This window comes from Streptomyces sp. AN091965, from assembly GCF_022698285.1.
Classification (GTDB): domain Bacteria; phylum Actinomycetota; class Actinomycetes; order Streptomycetales; family Streptomycetaceae; genus Streptomyces.
Genome location: NZ_JALDMY010000001.1, coordinates 6,597,735 through 6,613,092 on the forward strand (window position 1 = coordinate 6,597,735; position 15,358 = coordinate 6,613,092).

At 73.0% G+C, this 15,358-nt stretch carries 9 protein-coding genes and 1 pseudogene; 5 read left to right on the top strand and 5 right to left on the bottom strand.

The window, feature by feature from the left end:
* Nucleotides 1-25 precede the first annotated feature (25 nt).
* From MQV74_RS28255 to MQV74_RS28275, 5 genes are all read left to right on the top strand, one after another.
* Nucleotides 26-1,675 (top strand): AAA family ATPase, encoded by a 1,650-nt coding sequence (locus MQV74_RS28255; protein WP_242723727.1) that lies wholly within the window; start codon nt 26-28, stop codon nt 1,673-1,675.
* A gap of 86 nt (nt 1,676-1,761) precedes the next feature.
* Nucleotides 1,762-2,646, top strand: a complete 885-nt coding sequence (locus MQV74_RS28260; protein ID WP_242723730.1) for an NAD(P)-dependent oxidoreductase — start codon at nt 1,762-1,764, stop codon at nt 2,644-2,646.
* A gap of 57 nt (nt 2,647-2,703) precedes the next feature.
* A complete protein-coding gene (locus MQV74_RS28265) occupies nt 2,704-3,141 on the top strand; it encodes a MerR family transcriptional regulator (protein WP_242723732.1) in 438 nt (145 codons plus the stop codon).
* On the top strand, nt 3,138-3,482 hold the full coding sequence (locus tag MQV74_RS28270) for a thioredoxin family protein (protein ID WP_278194239.1): 345 nt from the start codon (nt 3,138-3,140) through the stop codon (nt 3,480-3,482). The genes MQV74_RS28265 and MQV74_RS28270 overlap by 4 nt, the downstream gene beginning before the upstream one ends.
* Nucleotides 3,483-3,670: 188 nt before the next feature.
* Nucleotides 3,671-5,923: a HelD family protein gene (locus MQV74_RS28275; protein WP_242723762.1), complete on the top strand. Its 2,253-nt coding sequence runs from the start codon at nt 3,671-3,673 to the stop codon at nt 5,921-5,923.
* A gap of 97 nt (nt 5,924-6,020) precedes the next feature.
* Here the strand turns inward: MQV74_RS28275 and glgB are convergent, their stop codons facing one another.
* The 5 genes and pseudogenes from glgB to MQV74_RS28300 form a co-directional block, all read right to left on the bottom strand.
* Nucleotides 6,021-8,459 carry a 1,4-alpha-glucan branching enzyme gene (gene glgB / locus MQV74_RS28280; protein WP_242723768.1) on the bottom strand — a complete coding sequence of 813 codons (2,439 nt, stop codon included), beginning with the start codon at nt 8,457-8,459 and terminating at the stop codon, nt 6,021-6,023.
* Nucleotides 8,460-8,509: 50 nt separating this feature from the next.
* Complete coding sequence (locus tag MQV74_RS28285) at nt 8,510-9,940, bottom strand: maltokinase N-terminal cap-like domain-containing protein (RefSeq protein ID WP_242723778.1); 1,431 nt, start codon at nt 9,938-9,940, stop codon at nt 8,510-8,512.
* Nucleotides 9,941-10,085: 145 nt separating this feature from the next.
* Complete coding sequence (gene treS / locus MQV74_RS28290) at nt 10,086-11,813, bottom strand: maltose alpha-D-glucosyltransferase (RefSeq protein ID WP_242723793.1); 1,728 nt, start codon at nt 11,811-11,813, stop codon at nt 10,086-10,088.
* Between the two features lies 1 nt (nt 11,814).
* A pseudogene (locus MQV74_RS28295) lies at nt 11,815-13,853 on the bottom strand (alpha-1,4-glucan--maltose-1-phosphate maltosyltransferase); the annotation flags it as partial.
* Nucleotides 13,854-14,153: 300 nt separating this feature from the next.
* On the bottom strand, nt 14,154-15,323 hold the full coding sequence (locus tag MQV74_RS28300) for a S8 family peptidase (RefSeq protein ID WP_242723797.1): 1,170 nt from the start codon (nt 15,321-15,323) through the stop codon (nt 14,154-14,156).
* Between the last annotated feature and the right edge of the window lie 35 nt (nt 15,324-15,358).

Below are 15,358 nucleotides of genomic sequence, written 5' to 3' on the forward strand. Positions count from 1 at the left end.
CGTGGCGCGACGGGGGAGTTCACCCATGACCACACGGATCGTCTCCAGCGGCCCCGGCGACGAGGGCGCGCCGGGAAGCGAACAGGCCGAGCTGGAGCGGGTCAGCGAGCTGTTCACGAAGTTCGTCGAGGCCGTGGCGCGGCGCCCGCGCGCCGAGCGCGGCGGCGAGCGCGACCTCACCGCGCGCCTGCGCGCCCACCTCGGCGTCGAGCCGGGCCGGACCCCGGTGGTGAAGGCCGCCTACGCGCCCTACGACCATCCGAACGTGCACCTCGCCCTGGAGCGCTGGTTCGCCGCCGAGTCGCGCGCGTACGAACTGATCGGCATGACCGGCGCCGACCAGCGCGGTCACTACACGCTCTCCGAGATCCTCGAATCCGCGAGCCGCTACGACAGGTTCGTGATCGGCGCCGTCGACTACGCGCACCTGCCCGTCTCCCCGGACGCCGAACTCGCTTGTGTGTCCTTCGGGTTCTACCTCGGCACCGAGCGCGCCGAGGACGGCCGCGAGGAGCGCTGCGTCGTGCTCCTGCGCGGCCCGAGCGACGAGTACGGCAACGACAAGGTCCAGCTCGAAGTCCTCGCGGAGGACCGCGACACCGCCAAGCGGCTGCTCGCCGGGATCGACGGCCTGGTGCGCGAGCTCAACGTGCTGCGGGGCCAGGTCCTGTCCTTCGAGGGCGGCGACTTCAGCGACGGGCTCGGCCCGTTCCGCTTCCACCGGCGTCCGGACCTGGACCGCGAGGGCATCGTCCTGCCCGACGGGCTCCTCGACCGCGTCGAGCGGCACGTCGTGGGCGTGGCCCGGCAGCGCGAGCGGCTGCTCGCCGCGGGCCAGCACCTGCGGCGCGGCCTGCTCCTGTACGGGCCGCCGGGAACGGGCAAGACCCACACCGTCCGGTATCTGCTCTCCGGCATGCCCGACTTCACCGTCGTCCTGCTCTCCGGCGTCACGATCAGGGCGATCGGCCCGGCCTGCGCGCTCGCCCGCATGCTCCAGCCCGCCCTCGTCGTCCTGGAGGACTGCGACCTGATCGCCGAGGCCCGGGACTACGGGGACGGCGAACAGCCCCTGCTCTTCCAGGTCCTGAACGAGATGGACGGCCTCGGCGACGACGCCGACGTGGCCTTCCTGCTCACCACCAACCGCGCCGACCTCCTGGAGCCCGCCCTCGTGCAGCGCCCCGGCCGCGTCGACCTCGCGGTGGAGATCCCGCTGCCCGACGCGGAGGGCCGCCGCAGGCTCCTCGCCCTGTACGGCGGCGGGCTCGGCCTGGACGACGAGGTCGCCGAGGAGATCGTCGAGCGCATGGCGGGCACCACGGCGTCCTTCACCAAGGAGCTCGTCCGGCGCGCGGTCCTCATCGCCGCCGAGCGTGACGCGCCGCGCACGGAGGTGAGCGACGTCCGCACCGCCCTGGACGAACTCCTCTCGGACCGCGACCTGTTGACGCGCCGCCTGCTCGGCGTACCGGGCGACGACGAGGACGACGAGGACGGCGAGGAGGACGACGGCGACGACGGACACGGCGGCGGGTACGGGGACGACGACGGCCCCGGCGGCGGCCCCGGTCTCGGCGCCGGGGACCTGCCCGACCGCCTCCCCGGCCCCGGGCGCCTCGGCGACAACGGCGGCGGATACTTCACCAGGGCGTCGTACCGCCCGCTGCGCTGACACGCCATCCATGCTTACCAATTGGTGAGTACCGCACAAAATAGTCGGTACTTGTGGTGCCCTCCGTACTCACCAAGCATGGAGGCATGCAGAACGACACCCACCCCAAGACCCCCGTCACCGTCATCGGCCTCGGCGCCATGGGCCGGGCCCTCGCCGGTGCCTTCCTCGACGCCGGCCACCCGACGACCGTCTGGAACCGCTCCGCGGGCAAGGGCGAGGACCTCGTCGCCCGGGGCGCCGTCCGCGCGGCGAGCGCCGCCGATGCCGTGCGCGCGAGCGACCTGGTCGTCGTGTGCGTCGTCGACTACGACGCCTCGGCGGCCGTCCTCGAACCCCTCGCCGCCGACCTCGCCGGGCGCACCCTGGTGAACCTCACCTCCGACACCCCGGAGCGCGCCCGCGAAGCCGCCGCCTGGGCCGCCGCGGCGGGCATCGACTATCTGGACGGCGCGGTGATGGTGCCCACGCCCGTCATCGGCACGCCGGACGCGCTGCTCTTCCACGCGGGCCCGCGCGCCGCGTACGACCAGCACGAGCAGACGCTCAAGGCGCTCGGCGGGCACACGACGTACGTCGGCGCGGACCACGGCCTCGCCGCCGTCTACGACCTGTCGCTGCTCGACTACTTCTGGACCGCGATGTCCGGCGTCGTGCACGCCTTCGCGCTGGCGGCGGCGGACGGCGTCCCGGCCGCCGCGGTCGCGCCCTTCATCAAGGCCAACGCAGGTCTCGTCACCTCCCTCGTGGACGGCATGGCGGAGCAGATCGACGCCGGCAGCTATCCGGGCGCGGAGGCGAACCTCGCGATGGAGGTGGCGGGCATCGACCACGTCGTGCACGCCGCCGAGCGCCGCGGCCTCGACGTCTCGGTGCTGCGCGCCGTGAACGCGGTGGCCCGGCGCGGCGTCGACCTCGGCCACGGCGCCGACAACTGGACGGCCACGGTGGAGGCGGTCCGCAAGCCCTGAGGCCCTCCGGTCGCGGGGGCTGGCCTTGACGCCGACGTCAAGGGTTACGGTCGCGGCATGCGCATCGGCGAACTGGCGTCCCGCGTGGGAACGACCACGCGGGCCCTGCGGTACTACGAGTCGCGCGGGCTGCTGCCCGCGCGGCGCGACGGCCACGGCCACCGCACCTACGACGAGGCCGACGTCCGGCTCCTGGAGCAGATCAGGACGCTCCAGGACTTCGGCTTCGACCTGGAGGAGACCCGGCCGTTCGTGGAGTGCCTGCGGTCCGGGCACCCGGCGGGGGACTCCTGTCCGGCGTCGGTCGCGGTGTACCGCGACAAGCTGGCCGAGCTCGACGCCCTGATCGACGCGTTGGGCGCGGTGCGCGCGCAGGTCGGCGCGCAGCTGGCGCGGGCCGAGCGCGCGCTGGCGGAACTGGCCGCCGACGCGGAGGCTCCGGGCGGTCCGGAGCCGCGGTGCGAACTGAGCGACGTGAGGGGTGGACGGACATGAGCGGTGTGCGGACCGAAGGCGTGGCCGAGGTGACGGACGGCGATTTCGGATGCGAGGTGCTGAGCGGCGAGCGGCCGGTGCTCGTGCAGTTCACGGCCGAGTGGTGCGGGCCGTGCCGGCAGCTGACGCCGGTGCTCGGCGCGCTGGCCGCGGAGGAGGCGGAGCGTTTGAAGGTGGTGCGGATCGACGTGGACCGCAATCCGGAGACGACGGTCGCTTATGGCGTGCTGTCCACGCCGACGCTGATGGTGTTCCGCGACGGCGAGCCGGTGTGGCAGTCCGTCGGGGCCCGGGCGAAGCGGAAGCTGGTGGCGGAACTGACGGGGGCGGGCGTGCTCTGAGCCCCGCGGCGGCCGGACGCGGCCGACCTGCCGAAGTCGGTGCCTGAACAGGAGAAAAGCCCCGGGCGTCATTGACGTCCGGGGCTTTTCTCTGCGTATAGTGGATTCTTTCGCATTACCCTGCGCATTTGGGCGCACGAGTACTGCGGGAATCTGTATAACGGCACTGTATCTGGCGAGGGGCTGAATTGTCAACCGAGGAATTGCGGGAAGAGCAGCAATTCGTCTCCGGGCTGTACGCGCGCCTCGACGCGCTGCGCGCGGAGGCCGAGTCCGCCGTGAGCGCGTCGCTCCAGCAGGTCGGCAACGGCCTGCAGGCGCGCCTGGAGCGCGACGTACTGGTGGCCGAGCGGTCCGGGCTGCTCGCCGCGCTCGACTCCAGCGAGAACGGGCTGTGCTTCGGGCGGCTCGCGTTCCGCGACGGCCGCGACCACCACATCGGGCGGATCGGCATCCGCGCCTCCGACACGGAGCGCACGCCGCTCGTCATCGACTGGCGCGCGGACGTCGCGCGCCCCTTCTACCTCGCCACCGGGCACACCCCGATGGGGCTGCGCAGACGGCGGCACATCACCACCCGGGGCCGCGAGGTCACCGGCCTGCACGACGAGATCCTCGACCTCGACGACGCCACGCGCACCGGGCACGAGAGCGCCGACGCCGACGAGGTGCTGCTCGCCGCGCTCGGCTCCGCGCGCACCGGCCGCATGCAGGACATCGTGCAGACCATCCAGGCGGAGCAGGACCGCATCATCCGCGCCCCGCACCGGGGCGTCCTGGTCGTCGAGGGCGGCCCCGGCACCGGCAAGACCGTCGTCGCCCTGCACCGCGCCGCGTACCTGCTGTACGCGCACCGGGAGCTGCTCGCCAAGCGCGCCGTCCTGATCGTCGGGCCCAACCCGGCCTTCCTCGGCTACATCAGCGACGTGCTGCCCGCGCTCGGCGAGACCGGGGTGCTGCTCGCCTCGCTCGGCGAACTGTTCCCGGGCGTCACGGCGACCGGCACGGACACGCCCGCCGCGGCCGAGGTCAAGGGCCGCGCCGCCATGGCCGACGTGCTCAAGAGGGCGCTTGAGGACCGCCAGCGGCTGCCCGAGCCCGGGGCGCCGCTGATCGTCGAGCACGACGACGGCGACCTCGTCCTGGACTGGGAGATCGCCTACGAGGCGCGCGCCGCGGCCCGCGAGGCCGACCTGCCGCACAACCTCGCGCGGCCCACGTTCGCCTTCCACATCATCGACGCGCTCACCGCGCAGCTCGCCGAGCGCATCGGCCACGACCCGTACGGCGGGCCCAACTTCCTCGGGCCCGACGACATCGCCCAGCTCGGCAAGGGCATCGCGGCCAGCGCCGAGGTGCACGCGGCGATCGAGGAGCTGTGGCCCGCGCTCACCCCGCAGCGGTTCGTCACCGACTATCTACAGGAGCCCGTCCACCTGTCCGTCGCGGACGCCGCCGCCGTGCGCCGGGCCCCCGGCGCACCCTGGACGCCCGCCGACGTCCCCCTGCTCGACGAGGCCGCCGAGCTGCTCGGCAAGGACGACAGCGCGGCCCGGGCCCGCGCGGAGGCGGAGCGGCAGCGGCAGGTCGCCTACGCGCAGGGCGTGCTCGACGTGTCGTACGCGTCCCGTACGTACGAGTTCGAGGACAAGGACGAGGAGGACGCCGAGGTCCTGCTCGCGCACGACATCATCGACGCCGAGCGGATGGCCGAGCGGCACGAGGAGGCCGACCACCGCAGCGCGGCCGAGCGGGCCGCCGCCGACCGGACCTGGGCGTTCGGACACATCGTCGTCGACGAGGCGCAGGAGCTGTCCGCGATGGCCTGGCGGCTGCTCATGCGGCGCTCCCCGACGCGGTCCATGACGCTCGTCGGCGACCCCGCGCAGACGGCGGAGGCCGGGGGCGTCGGCTCCTGGGCGGACATCCTCGCGCCCTTCGTCGAGGACCGGTGGGAGTTCGCGCGGCTCGGCGTCAACTACCGCACCCCCGCGGAGATCATGGCCCTCGCGGCGGAGGTCCCCCGCAGGGCCGGGCGGTCCGGCTTCGAGCCGCCCCGGTCCGTCCGGGCCACCGGAGCGGAGCCCTGGGCGCGGCGCGTGCCCGACGGCGAGCTCGCGGCCGCCGTCGCGGAGGCCGTCGCGGCGGCCCCCGCCGAGGGGCGGCTCGCGGTCATCGCTCCCCGTGACCTCCACGAGGAGCTCGCCCTGAAGCTGCCCGGCGTGACCGCGGGGGAGGTGCCCGACCTCACCCGGCCCCTCGTCCTCATCGACCCCCGGCAGGCCAAGGGCCTCGAATTCGACACGGTGTTCGTGGTCGAGCCGTCCCGCTTCGACGTCAGCGACCTGTACGTGGCCCTGACCCGCCCCACCCAGCGCCTGGCCCTGCTCCACACGACGGACCTGCCGGACACCCTGCCCCCGGGCCTCACCGCCGGCTGACCCCGCGTCCCGCTCCTTGCCCCGGCCGGGCTCGTAGCGGGACGGAGCCGGCCATCCCGGTCGCCTCGTCGTCCCGCTGACGTCTCGCTGACGCCGTTCAGGCCGGGCGGAGCCAGACCGTGGTCAGGGGCGGGAGGGAGAGGAGCAGGGAGGCGGGGTGGCTGTGGGCCGGGTCGGGGGTGGGTTTCAGGGGGTCGGGGTTGAGGGTGTGGGTGCCGCCGTACGCCTCCGCGTCGGTGTTCAGGACCTCCACCCACGCGGTGACGCCGTCCGGCACCCCGATCCGGTACGCGTGCCGGACCACGGGGGAGAAGTTGGAGACGCAGAGCAGGGGGGAGGTGCCCTCGGTCCCGTACCTCAGGAAGGCGAAGACGTTGTCCTCGGCGGCGTCGCCGAGCACCCAGGCGAAGCCGCCCGGCTCGGTGTCCCGCTGCCAGAGGGCGGGCTCGGCCCGGTAGCGGGTGTTGAGGTCGCGGACCAGGTCCCGTACGCCCCGGTGGTCCGCCTCCGCCCCGTACGCGGGATCGAGCAGCCACCAGTCGGGGCCGTGGCTCTCCGACCACTCCGCGCCCTGCGCGAACTCCTGCCCCATGAAGAGGAGCTGCTTGCCGGGGTGGGCCCACATGAAGCCCAGGTAGGCCCGATGGTTCGCCCGCTGCCGCCACCAGTCGCCGGGCATCTTCGACACCAGGGACCGCTTGCCGTGCACGACCTCGTCGTGCGAGATGGGCAGCACGTAGTTCTCGCTGTACGCGTACACCATCGAGAACGTCATCTCGTGGTGGTGGTACTTGCGGTGGACGGGGTCCTTCGTCATGTAGCCCAGCGAGTCGTGCATCCAGCCCATGTTCCACTTCAGGCCGAAGCCGAGGCCGCCGAAGCCGCCGGGGCCGATGTGGTGGGTCGCGCGGGTCACGCCGTCCCACGCCGTGGACTCCTCGGCGATGGTGACCACGCCCGGCGAGCGGCGGTACACGGTGGCGTTCATCTCCTGGAGGAAGGCCACCGCGTCCAGGTTCTCGCGGCCGCCGTGCACGTTCGGCGTCCACTGGCCGTGCTCGCGCGAGTAGTCCAGGTACAGCATGGAGGCGACGGCGTCCACGCGCAGGCCGTCGATGTGGAACTCCTCGCACCAGTAACTGGCGTTGGCCACCAGGAAGTTGCGCACCTCCGCCCGGCCGTAGTCGAATTCGAGGGTGCCCCAGTCGGGGTGGGCCGCCCGCGCCGGGTCCTCGTGCTCGTACAGCGGCCGCCCGTCGAACTCCGCGAGCGCCCAGTCGTCGCGCGGGAAGTGCGCGGGCACCCAGTCCATGAGCACGCCGATCCCGGCCCGGTGCAACGCGTCCACCAGGTACTTGAAGTCGTCGGGGGTGCCGAGCCGGGCCGTCGGCGCGTAGAAGCCGGTGACCTGGTAGCCCCAGGACCCGCCGAAGGGGTGTTCGGCGACCGGCATCAGCTCCACGTGCGTGAAGCCCAGGTCGCCGACGTAGGCGGGGAGCTGCTCGGCCAGCTGGCGGTAGGTGAGGCCCGGGCGCCAGGACGGCAGGTGCACCTCGTACACGGAGAACGGCGCCCGGTGCACGGGCGCCTCCTGGCGGCGGCGCAGCCACTCCTCGTCCCGCCACACGTGGTGCGAGGTGTGCACGACGGAGGAGTTCGCCGGGGGCGCCTCCGTGCGGCGGGCCAGCGGGTCGGCGCGGAAGGTCATGCTGCCGTCGGGCCGGGTGATCTGGAACTTGTACAGCTCGCCCTCGCCGACCGAGGGCACGAACAGCTCCCACACGCCGCTGCCGCCGAGCGACCGCATCGGGAAGCCGGTGCCGTCCCAGTAGTTGAAGTTCCCGACGACGCGCACGCCGAGCGCGTTCGGCGCCCACACCGTGAAGCGGGTGCCGATGACGCCCTGGTGCGTCATCGGGTGCGCCCCGAGCGCCTCCCACAGCTGCTCGTGCCGCCCCTCGCCGATCAGATGCAGGTCGAACTCGCCGAGCGCGGGCAGGAACCGGTACGCGTCGGGGGTGTCCCACCGCGACTCGTCGTACGCGATGTCCAGGCGGTAGTCCTCGGGGACGTCGCGCAGCGGGAGCACGGCCGAGAAGAAGCCGTCGCCGTCGTCGAGCAGCTCGGCGCGCAGGTCCCCGACGACGGCGGTCACGGCGCGCGCGTACGGCCGCAGGGCGCGGAACGCCACCCCGCCGGGCACGGCGTGCGCGCCGAGCACCCCGTGCGGGTCGTGGTGCGTGCCGGTCAGGAGCCGGACGCGGTCGGCCTCGGGCACGGGCGAGGGGGCCGGTGGGTCCGAGGGGGACGGGGGTTCCGGTGCCCGCGAGGGCTTCTCCGGGGTCGGCGCCACGGTCTGCGCCGGCGCCTTCGCCGGGGACTTCGCCTTCGCGGCGGCCGTCTTCTTCGGCCGGGCGGGCTTCGCCGCCTGGGGCGTCTTCGACGGCTTGGCCCGCTTGGCGGCCGGCTTGCGCGGGGGCGTGACCTCCGGTTCTGGTTCGTTCTGCGGGGCGGAGGAGGGGGGACGGCGGGTCACGGAGGCGGCCTCCTGTCCGAAGGGCGGGCGAAGGGCGTGGCGATCGGGGGTCAGCGGACGTCGCCGGAGCGGCGCGGGCCCGCGGCGTCCGCGGCGAGCTGGTCGAGGGCGGCCAGCGGGACCGGCAGCCAGTCGGGGCGGTGGCGGGCCTCGTACACCGCTTCGTAGACCGCCTTGTCGGTCTCGTGGGCGCGCAGGAGCACCGGCTCGGTGCGCGGGTCGCGGCCCGAGACGTCGGCGTAGCCGGTGCAGTACGCGGCCCGGCAGGCGTCCGCCCAGCGGGGTGACCAGGGGCGGAAGGAGCGGGCGGCGTAGTCGAAGGAGCGCAGCATGCCCGCGACGTCGCGGACCGCGGGCTGCGGCATGCGGCGCTCGGCGAGCGGCCGCGCGGGCTCGCCCTCGAAGTCGATGAGGGACCAGGTGCCGGACGGCGCCCGCAGGCACTGGCCCAGGTGCAGGTCGCCGTGGACGCGCTGGGCCGTCCACGCGGTGCCGCTGTGCGTGCCGAGGTCGGCGAGCGCCTGGTACGCGGTGCGCAGCGCGGGCTCGTACGGGCGCAGGGCGGGCACCGCGCGGGCGGCCGCCTCCAGGCGCTCCGTCATGCCCCGGGCGAGCAGGTCCACCTGGGCGCGGCCGAGCGAGACGGTGGGCAGGGCCGTGGCGAGGGCCGCGTGCACCTCGGCGGTGGCGCGGCCGAGGGCCCGGGCCTCGGCGCCGAAGTCCTCGCCCTTGGCCAGGGCCTTCAGGGCCAGCTCCCAGCCGTCGCCCGCGCCGCGCACATAGGGCTGGAGGACGCCGAGCACCAGCGGCTCGTCGGCGCCCTCGGCCGTCAGCCAGGCGGCGGGCGCGGGCACGCGGGCGCAGCCCTGCCGGGCCAGGGCGAGCGGCAGTTCCAGGTCGGGGTTGACGCCGGGCACCACCCGGCGGAACAGCTTCAGGATGAATGCGTCGCCGTACACGAGCGAGGAGTTGGACTGCTCGACGCTGCACGTGCGCGGGGCGAGCGCGGGCGGTATGTCGCTGTGCTCGGCGCGCGCGAAGCGCAGCACGCCGAGCCGCCCCGGCATCCGCAGGCGCTCCAGGAGCAGCCCGGTCAGGCGCGGGTCGAGCAGCGCCTCGTACACGGTCAGGCCCGCGAGGGCGCCCTCGGTGACGTGGCCGATGAGCGCGGGCGCGAGCGGCGGCGGCAGCTCGGCCCGCACCCCTATCAGGAGCTGGTAGCAGTCGGCGGGCAGCTCGTGGTCGGCCGCCGTGTCCGGGCCCGCGAGCAGCGGCTGGCGCACCCGGATCAGCAGGTGGAGGAGGCCGATGTCCGCCCCCGGCGGCAGGAGTTCCACCGCCGACACCAGCTCGAAGCCCGTGACGGGACGGCCCTTGCCCGCGAACCACCGCTGGCGCGGCAGCCAGCCGCGCAGCAGCGGGTCGAGCGACGCGATCAGCGCGCCGGCGTGGGCACTGGGGCGGGTGGCGGCTTCCGACATGGCGTCGTGTCCTTTCCGCGCCCTCGACGGGGGGTGTCAAGGGGAGGTGCCGGGGGTGCCGGGCAAGGGCGTGCCGTGGGCGAGTGCCCGGTGCGGCGTGCCTCACGCCTGCCGCGGGCGGGTTCACAGCACTGTCACGGCGACCTTACGCCGGGTCCTCGCGCAGCCGGAACCAGTAGAAGCCGTGCCCCGCCAGGGTGAGCAGGTACGGCAGTTCGCCGATGGCCGGAAAGCGCACCCCGCCGATCAGCTCGACCGGATGGCGGCCGTTGAAGACCCGCAGATCGAGCTCGGTCGGCTGGGCGAAGCGGGAGAAGTTGTGCACGCACAGGACGAGGTCGTCGCCGTCCCCGCCGTCGGCGGCGGTGGACGGCGCCTCCCGCAGGAAGGCGAGAACGGCCGGATTCGACGAGGGCAGTTCGGTGTACGAGCCGAGGCCGAACGCCGGGTTCTGCTTGCGGATCTCGATCATCCGGCGGGTCCAGTGCAGGAGCGAGGACGGCGAGGACATGGACGCCTCGACGTTCGCGACCTGGTAGCCGTAGACCGGATCCATGATCGTGGGCAGGTAGAGGCGGCCGGGGTCGCAGGACGAGAAGCCCGCGTTGCGGTCGGGTGTCCACTGCATGGGGGTGCGCACCGCGTCGCGGTCGCCGAGCCAGATGTTGTCGCCCATGCCGATCTCGTCGCCGTAGTAGAGGATCGGCGAGCCGGGCAGGGACAGCAGCAGCGCGGTGAACAGCTCGATCTGGTTGCGGTCGTTGTCGAGGAGGGGCGCCAGGCGGCGGCGGATGCCGATGTTGGCGCGCATGCGCGGGTCCTTGGCGTACTCCGCGTACATGTAGTCGCGCTCCTCGTCGGTGACCATCTCCAGGGTCAGCTCGTCGTGGTTGCGCAGGAAGATGCCCCACTGACAGCCGGAGGGGATGCGCGGGGTCTTGGCGAGGATCTCCGAGACGGGGTAGCGCGACTCGCGGCGGACGGCCATGAAGATGCGCGGCATCACCGGGAAGTGGAACGCCATGTGGCACTCGTCGCCGCCGTGCTCGAAGTCGCCGAAGTAGTCCACGACGTCCTCGGGCCACTGGTTGGCCTCGGCGAGGAGCACGGTGTCCGGGTAGTGCGCGTCGATCTCGGCGCGCACCCGCTTGAGGAGGTGGTGGGTGCGGGGGAGGTTCTCGCAGTTGGTGCCCTCCTCCGCGTACAGGTACGGCACCGCGTCGAGGCGGAAGCCGTCGATGCCGAGGTCGAGCCAGAACCTGAGGGCGGAGATGATCTCCTCCTGCACGGCCGGGTTCTCGAAGTTGAGGTCCGGCTGGTGGGAGAAGAAGCGGTGCCAGTAGTACTGCTTGCGCACCGGGTCGAAGGTCCAGTTGGAGGCCTCGGTGTCGACGAAGATGATCCGGGCGTCCTGGTACTGCTTGTCGTCGTCCGCCCAGACGTAGTAGTCGCCGTAGGGGCCCTCGGGGTCGTTGCGCGAGGCCTGGAACCACGGGTGCTGGTCGCTGGTGTGGTTCATCACGAAGTCGATGATCACGCGCATGCCCCGCTGGTGGGCGCAGTCCACGAACTCCACGAAGTCCGCGAGGTCGCCGAACTCGGGCAGCACCGCCGTGTAGTCCGAGACGTCGTAACCGCCGTCGCGCAGCGGCGATTTGAAGAACGGCGGCAGCCACAGGCAGTCGACGCCCAGCCACTGGAGGTAGTCGAGCTTGGCGGTGAGGCCCTTGAGGTCTCCGATGCCGTCGCCGTTGCTGTCCTGGAAGGAGCGGACCAGGACCTCGTAGAAGACGGCGCGCTTGAACCACTCCGGATCGCGGTCCTTCGCGGGAGTGTCCTCGAAGGTGTCCGGGACGGGCTCGTTGACGATCATGTGTGGGTGACCCTCCGATCAGCGGTAGGACGGTCGCAGGACGAGTACGTGCGCGGGCGTGACGCCCGGATCCAGGCGCACGTAGTTGGCCCTGCCCCAGTGGTAGGTCTCGCCGGTGAGCTCGTCGCGCACCGGCACGGACTCGTGCCAGTCGAGGCCGAGCTGTGGCATGTTCAACGAGACCGTGGCTTCCTGGGTGTGGTGGGGGTCGAGGTTCACGACCACCAGAACCGTGTTCGAGCCGCCGGGGTGCCGCACGGTCTTGGAGTACGCGAGCACCGCGTCGTTGTCCGCCTCGTGGAAGTGCAGGCCGCGCAGCCGGGCGAGGGCCGCGTTGGCGCGCCGTGCCGCGTTGAGCCGGGTGATGAGGGGCGCGAGGCTGCGGCCCTCGCGCTCGGCCGCGGCCCAGTCGCGCGGGCGCAGCTCGTACTTCTCCGAGTGTAGGTACTCCTCGCTGCCGGGGCGCAGCGGAGTGTTCTCGTACAGCTCGAAGCCGCTGTACACGCCCCAGGTGGGGGACAGCGTGGCGGCGAGCACGGCGCGCACCGCGAAGGCGGGCGGCCCGCCGTTCTGGAGGTAGGCGTGCAGGATGTCCGGCGTGTTCACGAAGAAGTTGGGCCGCAGGTAGTGCGCGGTCTCGGTGGACAGCTCCATCAGGTAGTCGGTGAGTTCGCTCTTGTCGTTGCGCCAGGTGAAGTACGTGTACGACTGGTGGAAGCCGATCGCGGCGAGGGTCCGCAGCATCGCGGGCCGCGTGAACGCCTCGGCGAGGAAGAGGACGTCCGGATCCGTGCGGTGGATGTCGGCGAGGACCTCCTCCCAGAACGCGACGGGCTTGGTGTGCGGATTGTCCACGCGGAAGACGCGCACGCCGTGCCCCATCCAGAAGCGCAGCAGCCGGATCGTCTCGGCGGTGATGCCCGCCCTGTCCCGGTCGAAGTGGAGGGGGTAGATGTCCTGGTACTTCTTCGGCGGGTTCTCCGCGTACGCGATGGAGCCGTCCGCGCGGTGGGCGAACCAGTCGGGGTGCTTCTCCACCCACGGGTGGTCGGGCGAGCACTGGAGGGCGAAGTCCAGGGCGACCTCAAGGCCCAGGCGGCCCGCCTCGCGCACGAACGCGTCGAAGTCGTCGAGCGTGCCCAGGTCCGGGTGCACGGCGTCGTGGCCGCCCTCGGGGGAGCCGATGCCCCAGGGCACGCCGACGTCGTGCGGCCCGGCCGACAGGGAGTTGTTCGCGCCCTTGCGGAAGGTCGTGCCGATGGGGTGCACGGGCGGCAGATAGACGATGTCGAAGCCCATGTCGGCGATCGCCGGGAGCCGCCGCGCGGCCGTGCGGAACGTCCCGGACACGGGTGGCTCGCCCGGGCGGACCACCGCGCCCTCCGAGCGGGGGAAGAACTCGTACCAGGAGCCGAAGAGCGCCCGCTCGCGGTCCACCCGCAGGGGGAACTCGGAGGTGGTGGTGATGAGTTCGCGCAGCGGATGGGCGGCGAGCACGGCGTCCGCCTGGGGGGTCAGTGCCCCGGCGAGGCGGGCGGAGGGCGCGCGTGCGGTGTCGCGCAGCGCCTCGACGGCGGCCCGCAGGGGCCCGCGCAGTTCGGGGGGCGCCCCGGCGGCGGCGCGCTCGTAGAGCCGGGAGCCCTCCAGGAGGACCAGGCCCGTGTCGATGCCCGCGGGTATCTTGATCTCCGCGTGGTGCCGCCAGGTCGCCACCGGGTCGCTCCACGCCTGCACGGCGAACGTCCAGTCGCCGTGCGCGTCGGGCGTGACGTCGGCGCCCCAGCGGTCGGTGCCCGGCGCCAGCTCGCGCATCGGGGTCCAGGGGCCCGCGCGCCCGGCCGGGTCCCGCAGCACCACGTTCGCGGCGACCGCGTCGTGGCCTTCGCGGAAGACGGTGGCGCTGACCTGGAACGTCTCGCCGACGACGGCCTTGGCGGGGCGTCGGCCGCCGAGCACCACGGGCTCGACGGCGAGGATGGGGATCCTTCCGGTGACCGGCACGGAGGTGAACTCCTCTACGTCCTTGCGGGGTTCGGGCATGACCGCTCCTGTTCCGCGTGCGCGTGGGCGGATTCCGGCTGTGGAGGGGTTCCGCGGGTGCGCGTGCGCGTCCGACGCGGCGGACGTGTGCACGCGCGTACCGGTGGAGCCTTCCCACGCTTCTCGGGTGGGCAATCCGGCGCTTTGTTAACTACTCGCGCGTAACGGCATGCACAAGACCGGTCACAGGAAGACCGGGCGACCCGGCCGCCCCAGCGCGGAAACGACGGACCCCCGGCAGGCGGGGTGCGCCTGCCGGGGGTCACGGTGCGGCGGTGTGCGACGCCGACTACGCGACGGTCACGACTTGACCTGGAGCAGTCGGTTGGGCGAGCCGGGGCCCACGTTGATGAGCCGGTTCTTCGCGGTGCGGTTGACGAGCATCCGCATCACCTCGGACGGCGGCGCGCTGCGCCGGTCGGCGAGGTACAGGGCCGCGGCCCCGGCGACGTGCGGCGCCGCCATCGACGTGCCGGAGAGCGTCGCGGTGGCGTTGTCGTTGGCGATGCCCGCCGACTTGATGGCCACGCCGGGCGCGAACATGTCCACGCTCAGGCCGTAGTTGGAGAACGCGGGCCTGGTGTCGCCGCGGTCGGTGGCCCCGATCGTGAGCGCCTCGGCGACGCGCGCGGGCGAGGTGCCGCTCGCGGGCTGGCCCGAGTTGCCGGCGGCGACGGAGTACGTCACGCCGGACCTGATGGAGTTGCGCACGGCCTGGTCGAGCTGGGCGTTGGTGGAGCCGCCGAGGCTCATGTTCGCCACGGCGGGCTTGCGGGCGTTGCGGGTCACGAAGTCGATGCCCGCGATGACGCCGGACAGCGTGCCGGAGCCCTGGTTGTTGAGCACGCGCACGCCCACGACCTTGGCCTTCTTGGCGACGCCGTACTTCGTGCCGGCGATGGTCCCGGCCACGTGCGTGCCGTGGCCGTTGCCGTCCTCGGCGATCGGGTCGTTGTCGACGAAGTCGAAGCCGGAGCGGGCGCGCCCGCCGAACTCGCTGTGCGTGGTGCGTACGCCGGTGTCGATGACGTAGACGGTGACGCCCGCGCCCGCCGAGTTCGGGTAGCGGAACGTCCGGTCGAGCGGCAGCTTGGCCTGGTCGATGCGGTCCTCGCCCCAGGACGGCGGGTTGACCTGGCGCGCGTCCGTGTGGAGCGTGACGTCCGGGCTGACCGCGCTGACCGACGGGTCGGCGGCGAGCCGCTGGGCCTCGGCGGCGCTGGCCTTGACGGCGAAGCCGTTGAGCGCCGAGCGGTAGGTGCGGCTGATCTTCACGCCGTACTCGTCCGCGATGTCCCTGCCCTCCGCGGACGCCGCGCGGGTGTCCGACTTCAGGGTCACGACGTAGCCGTGCTCGGCGGTGTCGGGCGCGGCCTGCGACGACGGGGCGACGGCGGCGAAGCCGCCGACGAGAGCGACGACCGTGACGGCCGAAACCCGTCGTATACGACGCGTGTGTGACGACTGCATGTGCTGGTTCCCTCCCCTTGGACGCGACCTTCCCT